This is a genomic window from Gammaproteobacteria bacterium (assembly GCA_033344735.1).
In the GTDB taxonomy this organism is placed as follows: Bacteria; Pseudomonadota; Gammaproteobacteria; order UBA4575; family UBA4575; genus UBA1858.
The window spans coordinates 557,629-574,132 of the sequence record JAWPMW010000001.1 but is presented as its reverse complement, the minus strand read 5'-3'; the positions used below and the strand labels follow the sequence as shown (position 1 = coordinate 574,132).

The 16,504-nt window shown below is 34.6% G+C and carries 14 protein-coding genes and 1 tRNA gene; 3 read left to right on the top strand and 12 right to left on the bottom strand.

What is annotated here, in order from left to right; translation table 11 throughout:
• Position 1 precedes the first annotated feature (1 nt).
• From R8G33_02995 to R8G33_02985, 3 genes are read right to left on the bottom strand one after another with little or no spacing between them, the layout of a single operon-like run.
• The gene (locus R8G33_02995) at positions 2 to 844 is read right to left on the bottom strand and encodes a DUF2971 domain-containing protein (protein MDW3094621.1); all 843 of its coding nucleotides are present in this window, start codon (positions 842 to 844) and stop codon (positions 2 to 4) included.
• A 22-nt stretch (positions 845 to 866) separates the two neighbouring features.
• The gene (locus R8G33_02990) at positions 867 to 1,886 is read right to left on the bottom strand and encodes a hypothetical protein (GenBank protein ID MDW3094620.1); all 1,020 of its coding nucleotides are present in this window, start codon (positions 1,884 to 1,886) and stop codon (positions 867 to 869) included.
• A 53-nt stretch (positions 1,887 to 1,939) separates the two neighbouring features.
• Positions 1,940 to 3,610 (bottom strand): AAA family ATPase, encoded by a 1,671-nt coding sequence (locus R8G33_02985; GenBank protein ID MDW3094619.1) that lies wholly within the window; start codon positions 3,608 to 3,610, stop codon positions 1,940 to 1,942.
• 364 nt (positions 3,611 to 3,974) lie between these two features.
• On the opposite strand from R8G33_02985, the gene R8G33_02980 reads away from it, so the two are divergent.
• Positions 3,975 to 4,457, top strand: a complete 483-nt coding sequence (locus R8G33_02980; protein ID MDW3094618.1) for a hypothetical protein — start codon at positions 3,975 to 3,977, stop codon at positions 4,455 to 4,457.
• A gap of 110 nt (positions 4,458 to 4,567) precedes the next feature.
• Here R8G33_02980 and R8G33_02975 read toward each other — a convergent pair whose 3' ends face one another.
• The 3 genes from R8G33_02975 to R8G33_02965 form a co-directional block, all read right to left on the bottom strand.
• Positions 4,568 to 5,515, bottom strand: coding sequence for a hypothetical protein (locus R8G33_02975; GenBank protein ID MDW3094617.1), 948 nt, complete (start codon positions 5,513 to 5,515; stop codon positions 4,568 to 4,570).
• Between the two features lie 2 nt (positions 5,516 to 5,517).
• Positions 5,518 to 6,276: a CHAP domain-containing protein gene (locus tag R8G33_02970; GenBank protein MDW3094616.1), complete on the bottom strand. Its 759-nt coding sequence runs from the start codon at positions 6,274 to 6,276 to the stop codon at positions 5,518 to 5,520.
• Between the two features lie 91 nt (positions 6,277 to 6,367).
• Positions 6,368 to 7,318 (bottom strand): hypothetical protein, encoded by a 951-nt coding sequence (locus R8G33_02965; GenBank protein ID MDW3094615.1) that lies wholly within the window; start codon positions 7,316 to 7,318, stop codon positions 6,368 to 6,370.
• A gap of 640 nt (positions 7,319 to 7,958) precedes the next feature.
• Here R8G33_02965 and R8G33_02960 point away from each other — a divergent pair.
• Positions 7,959 to 8,390, top strand: a complete 432-nt coding sequence (locus R8G33_02960; protein MDW3094614.1) for a DsrE family protein — start codon at positions 7,959 to 7,961, stop codon at positions 8,388 to 8,390.
• A 160-nt stretch (positions 8,391 to 8,550) separates the two neighbouring features.
• Here the strand turns inward: R8G33_02960 and R8G33_02955 are convergent, their stop codons facing one another.
• The 4 genes from R8G33_02955 to R8G33_02940 form a co-directional block, all read right to left on the bottom strand.
• Positions 8,551 to 8,754, bottom strand: coding sequence for a hypothetical protein (locus R8G33_02955; protein ID MDW3094613.1), 204 nt, complete (start codon positions 8,752 to 8,754; stop codon positions 8,551 to 8,553).
• Between the two features lie 171 nt (positions 8,755 to 8,925).
• Complete coding sequence (locus R8G33_02950; protein MDW3094612.1) at positions 8,926 to 11,442, bottom strand: MMPL family transporter; 2,517 nt, start codon at positions 11,440 to 11,442, stop codon at positions 8,926 to 8,928.
• A gap of 262 nt (positions 11,443 to 11,704) precedes the next feature.
• Entirely contained in the window at positions 11,705 to 12,769 is a 1,065-nt protein-coding gene (locus tag R8G33_02945) for a hypothetical protein (protein ID MDW3094611.1), read from the bottom strand.
• A 180-nt stretch (positions 12,770 to 12,949) separates the two neighbouring features.
• Positions 12,950 to 13,753, bottom strand: a complete 804-nt coding sequence (locus R8G33_02940; GenBank protein ID MDW3094610.1) for a hypothetical protein — start codon at positions 13,751 to 13,753, stop codon at positions 12,950 to 12,952.
• Positions 13,754 to 14,270: 517 nt separating this feature from the next.
• Here R8G33_02940 and R8G33_02935 point away from each other — a divergent pair.
• On the top strand, positions 14,271 to 15,341 hold the full coding sequence (locus R8G33_02935) for an AAA family ATPase (GenBank protein ID MDW3094609.1): 1,071 nt from the start codon (positions 14,271 to 14,273) through the stop codon (positions 15,339 to 15,341).
• A 394-nt stretch (positions 15,342 to 15,735) separates the two neighbouring features.
• Here the strand turns inward: R8G33_02935 and R8G33_02930 are convergent.
• Together R8G33_02930 and pgsA are read right to left on the bottom strand one after the other, a co-directional pair.
• Positions 15,736 to 15,810, bottom strand: a tRNA-Gly gene (locus R8G33_02930).
• 139 nt (positions 15,811 to 15,949) lie between these two features.
• The gene (gene pgsA, locus R8G33_02925) at positions 15,950 to 16,498 is read right to left on the bottom strand and encodes a CDP-diacylglycerol--glycerol-3-phosphate 3-phosphatidyltransferase (GenBank protein ID MDW3094608.1); all 549 of its coding nucleotides are present in this window, start codon (positions 16,496 to 16,498) and stop codon (positions 15,950 to 15,952) included.
• Positions 16,499 to 16,504 lie beyond the last annotated feature (6 nt).

Here is a 16,504-nt window from a genome sequence, read left to right as displayed (position 1 = left end):
CTTATTTTGGAATATATTCTTCAAACTTCAATTCAAATGAGGAATCTGATAATTTTGATTTCCATATTTTTGGGTTAAATGAACTCTTATTAATTAAATTAATTATCGTCTTTTCTGTATGTTCCTCTATCCTCGCTCCCAAGTAGATATTTATTATCTCATCTCCTTTCAATTTTAGTGATTCTAAATTATCACTAATCATCGATTGTAATATACTTTGCTGGACTATATTTATTGGTATAAATACGGATCTGAACTCATTCTCATACTGCCAGTGCTTAGACTTCATCAATACGGTTTCAAATGCTCTCTCATCATTTTGAGGCGGATAGGTAACTTCTGGGTATTCATTTTGATAATTAACTTTAAATGAATTACTAATTGGTAGTTTTGTACAGTCAAATTCAATACAAAATCCTTTATGAGAATTTGCGTAATGAGCCCAAAAAAGTAAATTTTTGTTATCACTAGTAAAACAACAAATTCTAATTTTTTTGAATGTTTCAATTGCTGCACCAGCAATCATTTCATGTGGAGATCCTATCATTGCATTGGATACAATTTTTTCTGATTGCCTTTTAGTTATTCCACTTTCCCGAATTACTTTTATTAAATGTTCTCTTATTTTTTTTATTTTTGCTGGCTGTTTTGGCCATGAAAAATTAGGCTTACATTCAAAAGGGTCATTAAACTTCTCTGGCAGAGAATGATACAATTCTTTAGAAATAAAAAGAGTTTCTATAAATTGTGTACCTGCATAAAACTTAAACAGCGTATTTATTCCTAATTGATCTGGATGAGGATGATTTTTTCGAAAATCCTCTAGACTATTTTCAGCAGGCATATAATTGATATGTTTATCTGATTTATAGCAAGTGTTTATATTTTTCTTTCATTAAAGCTGCAAAGCCTGAAGAGATCAATTTCGCATATTTTTCTTCTGAGAATGTTAATGCCATACGCACTAGACCTACATCAGTATATTTTGTTTTTTGCTTTGTAGTTTGATTTTCAGGTGGATCTTCTTTTTCTTTAGCTATGACTGCATTGATTGCTTTGTCAACTTTATCATCAAGTTCTTTAAGCTTTACATAATTGATTTCTTTTAATTGTTCGAATAGTGCTGAAACACTGTCAGACTCAGAATGCTCTCTATCAGGAAATCTTGAATGTAAATAAGCTTTTAAATTATCTAAATTAATATCTTGATTTAATGATAGCTTATGTTCCGATAATATATCTTGCTCAACTGCTGTTATATATTCTTGCCTAGCGACTCTCAATTGATCAATTTGATCATCTGCGGTTTCAAATAACCCAGATAATGCATTTAATTTTCTTCTGAGTGCTACTGGTACATCAGTTTCTTGTTTATAAGCTAAATGATGAGCAACTATTGCCCATGCATCTTGCAGGATTGTACGAACCTGAATCTCACATACTATATCTTTTAGATCATCATATATTGCTACGCTTTGATCTTTTTTAATTTTTACTATGTAATGCAACGCTCCATATCCAAATTTTTCGACTTCCTCTTCATTATATTTATTTTCTTTTTCTATTATTTCAAATTCTTCTTCAATCAAATTCTCAATACGCTTCAAGTCGTCCATATACAAAAAAACAATTCTAGCTCCAGATAGATCGCCCATTTGTGAAAATGGGTCATCATATGACTTTCTATACATTTTCTCGCAAAAACTATTCAAAGACTTAGCTCTACTAGAAATAGTAGATACTTCGATATCATATTTTTCTAACAAACATTCCAAAATAAACTCAACTTCCTCACATAATCGCTCATGTAATGGAAGTAAATCTAGAAACTTACGGATGACTTTAGGCTTTTCATTCCAAATACTATCTAAATGATCTTGCTCCACAGCAATACCCTATAAATATTAAAAATAACTAAAAATATACCAGTTTATACATACTAAGTTGGTATTCCCTTTCTACTTTGATTTAATAACCACTTCTTTATAGAACCTATAAACATCCATACATCATTATTTGATGGCTTTAAGTAATTAGAAGAGTCTGGATCCTCTCCCATTTCTTCAAAAATATTTATTAGCCAGCTAGGTCCATGGCCAGTCACATTCAATGTCTTTAACCATGATTCTAACTCACCATTTCTAACAACAAATAGTCCATACTCATCTAATTGATCAAATAAATCTATCGCAGCTTGCCTATCATCTGAATCAAGAATATCAATACCGCCATCTTTCTTCATATTTAATCCAGATTCATCAAGCTTTTTCTTTAAATCAGATCTGGAATGAGAAAATGCATTTCTAACTATTTCTGGAACAAATGCTCCACTCAAGAATTGAGCCCAAACTGATCCACCTTCTTTAAGTATATCTACATCTATAATTCCTGCAGTTGGTATTCCTAACTCTCTAAGTGGTCGAATAATCGTATGAACTGTTTGTTTATTCTGTGCGTTTATAAATAAGCAATTTGGTATACCAAAATCTGGGTTAAATCTTAATAATCGCTCATTTATTTCTTCATAAAATGCCCTATCTGTATCAGACTCTGTAACTATTACTGATTCAGCAAATAAACCCGACATTACACGAGTAGAACGCAATAGCGGATTTCTCATCAGTTTTAATATGTCATCGTTTGGTAATATTCTTGCTGTTGCAACGCTATCTCTATACGTGAGCCTAACAATATTGACTGGTGCATCAGACTGAATACAACCCATAACAAATGATGGGCTATGTGTTGAAATAAATAATCTTTTTTCAGCCTCTAAACTGGCTTGTGAAACTTCTTTCCCCAAATTAAATGATAAAGCTGGATGTAAAAACGCTTCTGGCTCATCAATGAGTAAAATATTCGGGTCTCCCGCAATAATTTCAGTCAACATACCAGTAAATGCCTTAACTCCATCACTCGCTTCATTAATATGCTTTGCTCTAGAATGAAATTCAGTAGATGGCTTAAGAATTCCAATTTCTTCGATATCATTTTTAGGTTCAGTATCAGAAAGACGAATACGTAACTTACCTAGATTAGTTGGGTCTATTACAAAATATGTTTTAAATGCGTCATAAACTATTCTTCTTATTTCTTTACGTTTGTAGTCATCTGACACTAATACTTGTAGACTTGTACTTGGATTTTCTTGTAAGTCACCTGCATTTTGCTCATTTACCAATCCTATTCTACTCTTACCATCAAGCAGTAATGTATTGTATTCGAGGTAATATGGACAAATTACTCTTTGATTTTGATTTGGATTTTGAAGTGCATCTAATAATTGACTTTTGTCTATTTGATGTCTAGTTCCTCGTTTGCCAACTATTATGCTCCCTTGATTTAGGTGTTCGTTTTTTCTACGTGCTAAAGTTACTTTATTTAATATTTCTTCAGCCTTATGCAAACTGAAACTACTAAATGCTATATTATTGATAATTACAGCATCTGGATTTTTATTTCCCGATTTACAATACTCAAAAATTTCTCTTAATGCTTTGCTTTTTCCTGAGTTATTGGGCCCAACAAACACTGTCACTGCTGATGTATTAATCGTGACAGGTTCAAGCTTAGCTGCTCGGCCAAATTTAAGATTTATTTCTTCAATCATTTAGAATTTATTATCAAAATAACATACAAATACATTAGAGTTTGCTGTGCCAGTAAATTTTATAGCTACCAAGAATATTATTAATCAATTATTTTCATAATATTACTCTGTATTAATATTAAGTCATTTACTTTCATAAATAATCATTAAAATTTAGATAATATTAGCATTCTCAAATATACTAATCTAGAATCGTTATTAATGACCACTTTCGACACATAGTGGACATTCAACGAGTTACATGAGTATTCTCATCGTTTGCATTATTTAATATTTATATATAAATTTATTGTCTAAATAAAATATTGAATAATTTTTTATGAATAAATATAAATTAGTGCATGCGTTTTTATTCCTTCTTGTAATGCTTATATATAGCAACGTATGTGCAGACGATAGTATTGTACCTCTTGATAATCTGGTTATTACTATAGAAGAGACTGAGCGAGCTGGCGAAGAAACCAATTACATAAATCCAAGGATTGGACTAAAAGATATAAGGAAATCATTCCCAATTTGGCACGATTCTCATCCCGATGGGGTCTGCGCACTTATTAATGCTGCAGATCAAGCTAAATCTTTGTTAAAGACAGAGAAATTTGAAAATGGAAAACTACCAAAAATTCGCACACTTACAAGGTACAACATAAAAAAAGCATACTTTAATTTCTACTCTCTTGAAGTCATTGATGCAAAATGTGACGACTCTGACACTCAATCAGTAAATGAAGAAGATTATTACGTTGTCAGTAAAAAAGGATTAATTTTTGATAAATATATTCGCAAAACTTGTGGGAGCAAGTATCCGAAAAGTTACGGAATAATTACATGCAAAAAGAGGCATTAGCAAACTGACAACTTGTATATAGCTCAATTATGCCTAAACGAGATATTTAATTGCTGTTCACTATTGGCTCAGAAGTGAACAAAAGTTCATAAGCCAACAGAAACACAATACTACTGCACTCTTCCATCTGTGAATATAGTAAGAGTTGGTCCTACTATAGTACTATTATCAACTAATGATTCGCATTCCATATTAACATCTAGTCCACTATCGGTTGTTGTATTTAGAATTGCAAAAGAGTTTGAACTGTTAGCTGGTCGTTGACTTATATTGGCATCAAAAGGCTTTACTGCGCACCAAAACATATTTGAAGTAGTCCATGTGAAATTCCAAGCTGATTGAATTTCACTAAAATTAGGATCTATTAATTGAGCTGAGAATGAGTCAATGGATGAAGCAGGTGGTGGAGCATTGTATTCATCATCATCGTTAGCATCGTCACAACCGGCGTCAGCTAAATCTATATCACCATCACCATCATTATCAATACTATCGTTACAAGCAGGTGGTGGAGACAAAATCGGTCCTTCTAACGTTGGAAGTGTAGTGTTATTGTTATTCTTAAGTCTTACACCCATTCCTTGTTTAGCGCATGGTCGAAATGTTGTTATTCCATCAATTATTAATTCTTCTTGCTCAGACTGATCATTGTGAACCATGAAAGTAGAATTATCATTGGGAGGGAAATGTAAAATATACTCAATGCTATTGTCAAAATAAGTAGTCAGCACTCTAGGCGAAGGCTCAGGTGAAGTAGAAGGGTTATAAATCGCTAAATCTGTTACCGTACATGTTGTTTGATCTAAAGTGACTTGTCTCTGATTTCGAGACCACGTTCCTCCGCAATCAATTTTGGCAGTTGTATATGGATCTATATAACTTCCGTATCCATTAGCTGTAAAAGTTTTATCTTTTGAAAGTGTCAGGTCATATGTAAATATGGTAGTGAAACCACCACCACAAATCTGAGTAATACTAACTCTGTATGATCCTGACAACCCCGCAAAAGCTTGATGACTGAAAAGTAAAAGTAGAAATAAGGTTATATATTTTTTCATTTTTATCTTCTTGCCTCCCAAGTTCCTTCACCGAAGAAAGAATTAAATAAAGTGCCTTCCATTCTATCTTCATCCTTAGTACTTACTAAGCCATGAAAGTCCGCTAAACCTGGAATTGTGAAATATACTTGACTTCCTAATTGAAACCATTCTCCTGATGCACATGCAAAGCCATCTTCACATTCTTCGTATGTACCATCTCTATCTATTTCCCAGACAGGTGTGAAAGTCAATCTGCCATCGTAGTAGATCTTCACATCCCAATCCCCACGCAGACTCCTTGTATCGTATTCATTCCCTGGTTTTCTTAACCAGCCGATCGTTGAGTATCTGCGTGATCTATTTCCTACAAAATATTGGCCATTAGAGCTAATTGTTAAATCTAATTTAAACTCTCCTCTAGGATCCCAGTTTTGTTCAATAATTGTAACTTCATCCCCTTCTACGTCTGTAATTATGCCTACATGGCCCCATCTACCACCATCAAAAACTATAATATCTTCTACCTGAGGAGCAAAACCACCATTGTTATTATAACTTTCTAATCCACGATTAGACGCTTCAGCCCAATAAAATCTTGCGTCTCCTCTCCAAGCATCGCTGTCAGTATTAAGTCCTAACTCTTCTCCATAATAACGTCTTACATATTCAACGCATTGATATAAGTTACCATATACATAAGGTGCATCATCGTCACAGGCCCCACCTTCTCCTTGGTAGATACCGTTTGATTTAGCTTCAATGCCATTAAAAGAATTCATAGTGGTGCCACATGGCTTAGCAGCTATTGCATAATTTAATATTAATAATAATATTAATGGTGTTATGAAAATAAATCGCATGATCTATTACCTAATTAAAATTAAAGCTTGATAAAAAGTTCAACATAAAAGCTGAGATTTGTGTTTGCTCAGAAGTCGCGACTGTGCCTGAGTCTTCAGGTATATTAATAACTATTATTTTGTCTGCTGTTGGAGAAGTCACATATGCAGCAGAGAGAAGACCATAGTTCATAAGGTATTCATCAGGTGTTTCAATTTCAGGCTGCACAATATAAGCATCTAAACCATTTGCTAAATTTTGACGCACATATTTATTGATCCCGACTAATAACCCATCTGGGTCAATGTTCGTAATAAACCAGGTATCCAAACCTTCAGTGTTATCAATAACATCAATATAAATTTCATCTGTCAAAAATGTGCTATTAGGCAATTCGATTCTAATTACAATTACTTCATGCCCAATAGTTTTGTTTAGACTGATAACTTCAGTGGTCCTGCCGTAATTTGGATAATTGAAAGAAAGATTGGTTGTGCTATCACCTTCATATTCGCTTATACCAGAGATGTACGCTTTTATTGGCAGTTTATTTCCAATTCTTTTCTTTTTCCTTTCTAGCCAAATCTTACCTTTCAATTTTTCATCTAAATAATTTGTGGGAGCTGTAATTTTAACCGTGAAGTTAATCTCCTCGCCTCTTCTAATATTATTAAATTCAGAAGGATTGATTTCTATAAAAGGGTCAATTTTTTTAGAGGCAACTAACGATGCAGTTTTTAAATTTTTGGGCGCTTTGAAAGTTAAATCAAATTCTCTTGTTTCAGATGGCACAAGTTCAGTTTTTATTTTTTTCTGTGACCATATATTTTTGTAGTTTTTATATTTACGATCCTCTTTACACACTCTATCTTGACTATCACGTGACTCCCAATGATCAGCTTTAGCAATGCTTGCAAGTGCAATAAATAAAAATATAGTAAACGAGGTGGCAACAATATCTACAAGTCTAAAAGACCGCATATTAAGTTTCTCTTTTAAATTATTAATTATTTAAATGAAATTATAACTATAAAATTTTCATCATACAAATTATGGTTATATGAATATTATTTCAGTGAGTTATAAGAATTGTTTGTCAAAATTCATTGTTTGCGAAAACTAGAATTAAAAATTCTCTAAAGTTTATATGAATGTATTGAAGCGAAAGTGGCGATAAAATTCCAGCTTTTCAAATATTGAAAATTTTGCAAATTTTGAGACAAGGGGCCCCTCTATTTAGATAAATAGTTGGGCAGTTTTGCCCCCTACCCCCCATGATTCATTCAGTCTGGATAAAGAGCCTATAAATTCTCATTTATTTATTTCTCTCATCACCCAGAGATAAGTCATTGAGTATATGTGATTAAGGTTGTTTGCAAACTTCCTCATAGTGCCAGTTCTGCATAGCGAAAGAGAATGTCAGCTATCGGCGCAATAGCGGTCGTCCAATAAATATTTTCAAGATATCTCGCGTCTCTTAATTTCAAATTAACAACTGATTTATATCAATTCAATTGATAGGAATCTATATTAGAATTTACTTATATAATTAATTAGCTCTTGAAGTCATTTGATAGCTAATTATGAATGATGATTTTATTTCTCTACTAAGGAGTTTTATATGAAAAAACTAATATCAGTACTCATTTTAATGTCAGTTGTGTTTTTTGGCGGGACCCATGCTTCCGATCATAGTGATAAGCAAAACATTGTAATTCATTTGAGTAACTACACTAATGACCTACATTCAGTGAATATGGCTCTAAAAATTGGACATCTGCTTTCAAAGTCAGGAGAGTCTGTCACTCTATTTCTAGATTTAGAAGGTGTAAGACTAGTTGATAAAAATCAGCCTCAAGATTTAACTTGGGGAAATGGAGATTCAGTAATGTCTCTCTATAATCAATTTATTACAGCAGGCGGTAAAGTATTAGTCTGTCCACATTGTGCAAAAGCGGCTGGTGTCTCAGATATAAGAGATGGAGCTAAGCTAGCAAATAGTGACAGTCTCTTAAAAGTAATGGTAGATGCAGATAAAATATTAGATTACTAAACTTCATACAGAAACATGGATGTAGATTGCATCAAGGATGATGCATCAAATTAAATTAGCTAATCAATATAATGTCTGCAATCGGCGCATTAGCAGTCATTAGTAAACGTAATCCTTTCTAAAATTTGTTATTTGGATACATTTTGAAAAGGAAACATATTTACTTTTTAAACTCGTATTTAATAGATGCATACCAGTTTCTGAAGACCATATAAGCGCCAACTAGTGTTGCAATAAAAGAGAAAGGCTTTAACCAATCTATGCCTAGCTTTATGTGGAGAGTGCCCAGAAATAATGCAATTACGATTGTAATCATCATGACTTCTAATTTAAATGGCGGCTTGAAATCATTATTATTTTTCATTGTCAGCATTATAACAGTCGTTAAGTAGAACGTGGTGACCCACATATATAAATGTCCGCTTAGGGTCGTAAGCGGACAGTTTAAGACTGTTTTTTAGATTCCAACCAAGAATCACCTTATTTTGATATCTGTATGTCTGCTTTTCGCCAATAACGGAAATTAAAAATAAATCTAGGTAGGCAAACCTCTTTGAGATGAAGCTGATAAAGCCAAAGGTATCAAAGTAAAAGTAGCAAAAATTGAAATAATCATCGCAAGACACGTAAACAATCCAAAATATACCGTTGGCATAAAATTTGAGAATATTAGCAAGATGAATCCTGTTGCTATGGTAACAGACGTAAACCACAAGGCTTTACCTACCGTGATCTGAGAAGTCATAATAGATTCATAAATATCATTTCGCTTTGCATACTCATTTTTATAGCGATGTATATAATGGATAGCATCATCTACGCCTATTCCAATAGTTATTGCGGCTATTGTAATCGTCATTATGTTTAAAGGAATATTCAATATTCCCATTAATCCTAGAATGAGGATGGATGTAAATATATTTGGCAAAATCGCAATTAAAGCAAACTTCATGCTCTTAAATAAAATAGACAGCATTAAAAATATGCCGATAAAAACAAAACCAATGGTAAGTATTTGAGAACGGTATAGGCTTTGCAATACATTATTATATAGTATGCCAATGCCCGATATTTTTACTTCAATATCATCTCTTCCTACAAAGTGCTTTTCCAAATCATCTTTTATTTTATTTAACAGTTTGTTCCGCACCAAGGAATGATCTGAATCTTTAAGTCGCGCAACAATTCGAGTTTGATCTCCAGTATCTGAAAGATAAGGCTGGATCAAAATTGACTTTGTCTCCTGAGGTAATTTCGAATAAATTAACGATAATTCAAAATCATCTAATACTTTTTCTTTGATGACATGTTGAAATACACTTTCAGTGCTTGATAGAGATAAAACTTTTCCAATTTGCAGGATTCCCTCTAAGTAAACATGGATGGATCGAATTTTTTCAATTCCACGTCTATTATACCAATAACTTTTAGAAGTGTACCCCCCATCTGAATTCTCTAATTCAGCTAAGTAATCATCAAATTCATCTAGCTCATCACCTAGAAGTATATTTTCATTCTCATTTAGATCGATTTCATCAGGAGCATTCAAAACAATCTCAATGGGAACCGTGCCTCCTAATTTTTGATCGATGACGAGTAAGCCTTGGTGTATATCAGTGGTTTGTTTAAAGTAGTCGATAAATCGATTTTCTACAGTGATCTTGGTAATACCAAACCCACCAACAATAATTCCAAGCACTAACACCACCATAACAATAATTTTATGCTCAAGAACAGACGATAATGAATTCTTAAGAATATTATGTGAATAATGTTTGTGTAGCGGCCTCGATGTTGGTTTTAATAACTGGACTAGCACAGGCAGAATAGTAAAAGAGACGATATACGCACCGCATAAACCAATTACCATTATATAACCAAATATTATTACTGGCTGTATATTGCTTATAATTAATGAAATGAAGGCTACCGTAGAGGTCAGCACCATATACAAGCATGGTGTACTTATATGCTGAATGGCAATGATTAACCTTTCATTAAAGTCTGCAGCTCCTTGTACGACCATCTCTTCTTGATAACGAACCACCACATGTATTCCAATTGCCAAAGAAAAGATTAGCAATATCGCTACATAATTAGATGAAACAACCGTCAAATTAAAATTAAATAGTCCAATTAACCCAGATGCCAACAAAACATTCACAAATGAGCAAAACAGCGTAATTAACACCCATACAAAATTGTGAAAAATAATGAATAATATGATCGTCATGGATAATAGTGCAGCAACACCAAATACTTTAATATCTTGCAACACATAACGCTTCATATCATTTGCAATTAATGGAGTTCCACTTAGATAGGATTGCTGCGTATCTTTATAAACATCTAATATGCTGCGTATCTTATTTATTGCAAATGCGTACCTTTGACTCTCATTATAAAGTAGCTTTTCAAGCTTGTTATTAATTTTCTCTAATTCTTCTCGTTCTTGCGAGTCAAGTATTCCCGTTGCTTGCCGTTCTATTAATATATAACGCTGATCAAAAAGTTCTTTGTATTCAGGCACAGCTAAAAAATCTATTTTAAAGGCAGCAATATGCAAATCATTACTTGCAAGATTACCTTCATATAGCGGATTAGTTAAAAATTCGTTTTCTACTATACTAATATCCACATCTTTAGATAATAAAGTTGGAAAAGTTATCGTGGACTCTTTATCTTGCTTTAAAGATTGGTAAATCAACGGTACAGTAGTGATACTAGTGACGTCTGAAACACCTTCGATGGCTTTAAACTTTTGAGTAATCTCTTCAATTCTGCGCACAGAGGAAGACATCAAAATAGACTTATCCAAATGTATGGCAACGACTACGTATTCATCTGTTCCGTAGGTGTAATGTATGGATCGATAAAATTTTAAATCAGGATCGTTTTCAAGCAATAGTGCATCTGGTGATGCATCTATCGATAAACGTGTTACTGGCCATGACATTAGAGACATTACAACTACTGTAATGAGTAACGTCCAATACGGCCGCTTTGTCACTATGCGAACAACTTGACTGACAGTTGACTCCCAGACTTTCATAGCAATATTTTATTGCAAATCTTAAACCTATAGATTGATCTAGATTAAACTTTTTACCTCTTTATCACAGACAATCCTAACAATTACACGATAGCTACCACCAAGCTTCTATTCGATAGTAGCTACTAGAGTTACTAGCACCTAAAATAGAAACAATGTCCGCTAAGGGTCGAAAGCAGTCATTAGCATGCTTTATGGTTAATTGGCTTGTTATAATCTATACATGATTCTATTGTAGATAAATTAGTTTGTTTATATTCAACTAAAAATTATTCTCTGATTCCTTTACAGTAATTCCATAATCAGAAAAATTATTAATTAAGTTCTCAATAAATTCTAATGTTCTCCGCCCCCACTGATTTGTCAAAGCGTAAGTATTTTCTTGCCAATAAATTAATTCGTCGTCATTATAAAATCGTCTGCGAGGATTAAATATATTCCCTTCTGACTCAATAACCACTTTTATTTTCTTCTTAAATTCTTCAGACGATAACCTTCCAGGTAAAACTTTAAATAGAGTGCCCCTCCAAGGTATCTGCTTTGAAATATCATCTGGTGATACGCCTTTATCACACAATGACTTGACTATCCTAAATACGGCATTCCTCTTAGCTAGTCTTTCATAAGGAACGCCATCGACAGTCACATCATATTTTGTATAGTCCTTTTTACTCGCTTTAGAACTTTTTTCCTTTTTTTCTTTTTCTCTGGCCTGTATTTGATAATCAGATATTTCAGGCAAAGGTATTATTTGTTGGACGTCAATTATAACGTCACGATCTTTCTGATATGGAATTATTCTTATACATCTAATATCTACAAATTTATCTAACAGCCACATTACTGCAGTAGTAATCTCTTTAGAGAAATTTGCTGAAATGAGAATTATCCGAACATCTTGCGCAAATTCATCTTCAGATTCTTCATTCCAATCTAAAAAGTCTAATAATGTAGTTTCTGCATCTTGTTCAGAACCATTCTTATCCAAATAATCTTGATATATATAGACGACTTTCTCAAAAGTTAGTATTGAAATCATGGCGGCATATCTAATTGCCTGTAAGTCCATATGCCCGCCATCTTCAGTTCTTTTCAACTCGATAACGACTAAGTTTGCATTCTTATCTATACCTAGTAAGTCGATTCTTCGGCGGCTATCTTCCCAGTCACCAAATTCTTCAGAGATGATTAATATGTCTGGGTCTATCGCTGCGAATGACTCTTTCAATATTTGTTGCAAATCTTGCCGCTCACGCATTCCGAGTGAAGAGAAATTCATCTCGTCTATCTTGACTAGTTGCTTATTATTAATTTCATATATTGCCATTTACCCAGCACCCATTAGCTATAAAATAATTCATTATAGAAGAAAGACGATGTGATCATAATTATTCAAATGTCCGCTATGGGTCGGAAACAGTCATTAAAAGCTAAATCGTAAAATCACGTCTGCTTTCGGCTCATAAGCGGTCATTGAATATTTAGCGTACAGAAAAATAAGATAAACTTAGAATTTTATTGGAGATACTGACTTATTATCGCCTACTAAAATATCTAATTCCTCGCCTGTAGCAATTACTTCGTTAAAATAACTAGCAAGCCATTGCCATTTTAATAGAATGTCGGTTCTATCTTTAGCTTCTATTAAACCGGACTCAATATTTTCTTTAATCCATTTATAATTTAATGGAGCAGTCATAATGGTTGGTACACCACGACTGCTTGGATTCCTTTTGATACAAAAATGACATAGCCAATTCAGATGATATAAACCATCAAAATCTCTTCGTGTTCGAGCTGATAAAGGCATTGGCTCACGTCCTGTTACAATATAATCAATTGATTGTGATTCTTTGTAGATAGAATTACTTATCAACACTCTTGGATATTTTGCAGCTTTTGATTCAGCTTCATAGGCTTCAACTAATCCTGGGCCGAAAATTATACTATCCTTTTCATATAATCTCCCTTGAACTATCGAGCCACGCAACAATACACTGTTATGAATCAGCGAATTATTAAGCACAAATATTATATCAAATAGCCTTTTAAGCCCTTTTGCTGTTGGTGCAACAGTAAGGCATATTGAATCAGAAAACATATATACGCGTGGATTATCGCCACCTACAGGCATTATTTCATTTAAAAAATATTTTTGCTCTTGGAAAGTTTTGATTATTTCGTAAATTCTATTGGTACCTACCTTTTCATCTAATGATTCCTTAACAAGATTAGAAAAACCTAAAATATCTAAAAATGCGATATATCGCTCCTCGTATGTCGGGACAGTGTCACCAGTAGAGTTCAGCATTCCTTATGCTCCATTCAATTTGACTTGAGAAAAATTTTGTTTAATTAGATATTGTGTCAATGTCCGCTAAGGGTCGAAAGCGGTCATAATTAATCAGCTTTTCAAATTTTAAAATTTTTGGCAAACTTTGAGACACGGGGCCCCACTATTTCGATAAAAAGTTGATCAATTTTGCCCCCTACCCCCTTAGCTAACTCCGCTTGGATATGTAACCAAATAATTCTCATCTCCTCGGTTTTCTTCTCGCATGGAGATAAGTCATTGAATATAAGAGTTTGGGGTTGTATTCAGGCTTTCTTATGGTGCCAGACTCATGCAACCAAGCCGGAATTTACAGCTGTTTTTATTTTTTAAAACAGTGCCGACCTAAATATTTCTCTTTTAAGTGATGGGGTAAGTCATTCACGGGGTCATGAGGACCCATTGATGCCGATCAAATGAATATCTGGTCGCAAATAACTCATTTGAATCCCACAAATGTCGCTGTTATATCTAAGTCATAGTATAGGTATCCATCATGGCTGGAGTTCCAACGAATGAATTAACTACACCATCCTTAGCAATGCGAGTACGCAATGCTGTGCACTTACATAACGTCAAATATCCCGCCCGTAATTGGATACTCTCTCCATGGCTCAAGCAAAGAATGTTAGTACTGGTGCATGCACCGACAGGCGTGGGTAAGAGTTGGTTTTGTTGGAGTCTTGCCGTTGGCATTGCATCTGGCAAAGGATTTGCAGATTGGGCATGCGAAAATCCTGCAAAAGTATTGATCATTGATGGCGAAATGCAACCGGATGACTTACAGGACCGATTGAAATTTTTAATGCACTGTCTTGAGCTTAGTGATGAGCAAAAAGAAGTCTTGAAGAACAATCTGTTGGTAATTGCACGACAAGACCAAGCACTCGATACAGAATTTCCTGATTTACATGATCCTGAAGGACAAGAAATTCTTCTTGATGATATTCGGACATTAAACCCTGAAGTTGTCATCTTAGACAATCTCTCTACTTTGGCAGATCTGCCTGATGAGAATGCCGCGAGCTCTTATAACTCTATCTTTAAGTTTCTCACGCGACTCAAACAAGAACGCACAGGCATTCTTGTTCACCATGACCGAAAAGGATCCACCAAAGATTCCAGTGAAGGTTATCGAGGTAGCAGCAAAATGGCGGCCATCTTTGAACAACGGATTCACATCTCTAAAGTTGAAGACCACAAAAAACCAAAAGACACGGGCGCATGTTTTTATACTGAATTCAAAAAGAACCGTTACTTGGGCGATGAAACATTAAAGTCCCGCATCTTTGCACTCCATCCCGATGAGGGCTGGACGATTCAAAGTGATGAAGATGAAATACTCACACAAGTGGCCGAAGCCGTAAGATCATGTACCTATATCTCGCAAGCCGAGCTTGGAGAATATTTTGGCCACCAGAAGGCTTGGGCGAATAAAAAAATAAGAAAATGCATGATTCAAGGTTTACTGACTGAAAGCGAGTGGCTTAACAGCGTTCAAAAAGCTAAAGAAAAACAAGCATTAGAAGCAATGGATGAGCGAGCGCTGCAAGAGCTAACACTATAGCCCTGTAGTAAAACACTCCGCTTCGAGGGGTACTCGTACCCTCTCGCATACTCCTTTTTTCAATTCAAGTTTCCAGTTTCTTCTCTTTACTGCTTGGAAACCGGAAACTCATTCAATCATCCGTGTCATTCACAGAATTATGTGCATAAGAAAGCGACGTTTCCATAGCAACAGGAAACCTAGCCTTATGTAAATTTATGTGTACAATAATTCATACAGTATCGGAAATTTATCCAGTTTCCATACTACCACTTGTGGTTGCACCCGGTTGTACTGGTAGTAAACGACCTGGCGACGGGCGAATCCAGTTGAGGATGAACTGTAACGGTTTTTGATAAGTGGTTGATTGAGTGTTTTGAAGACTCCTTCAAAACGTCCTGAGTTGAGTTTGGAATGGAGCGGGAAACGAGATTCGAACTCGCGACCCCAACCTTGGCAAGGTTGTGCTCTACCACTGAGCTATTCCCGCAATTTGGTGTAGGCGGGTATTCTAGTGTAATTCATAGGTCTGTCAACGAAGTGTTTGTTTATATTTGTTATTTTCGTGACAGACTTGCCGTTAAATTACCCGATTTTGCTAATCTGCTCTCATAATTTGGCCATTGGCGTTAATCTGATCTAAATGCTGCTCTTAGATAATCAATCATAGAAATAACCGTCAATACAGCCGCAATATCTAACAACCACTGACCCACCTCAAAGGTAGGAATTCCAATAAACGGTTGATGCCATAACAAAAATATAATAGCGATAATTTGTACAGTGGTTTTAATTTTACCCAGATAAGACACAGACACTTTGGCGCGATTACCGAGCTCTGCCATCCATTCGCGTAATGCAGAGACTGTTATTTCACGCCCGATGATAATAAGCGCCGGTATCAACACATGCATGCTGGGATGCTTATACACAACGATCACCAAAGCACAGGTGACAATAAGCTTATCCGCCACAGGATCTAAAAATGCACCAAAAGCAGAGGTTTGGTTAAGTTTTCTTGCCAGGTAACCATCCAATAGGTCTGTCAGCCCAGCGATTGTAAAAATAATTGCTGCAATCGGCATGGCATAAGGAATGGAAGAAAAGTAGACCACGATTAGCAATGGAATTAAGCCAATACGTAGTAGCGTGAGCATGTTAGGTATGGTGTAAGACATTATTTT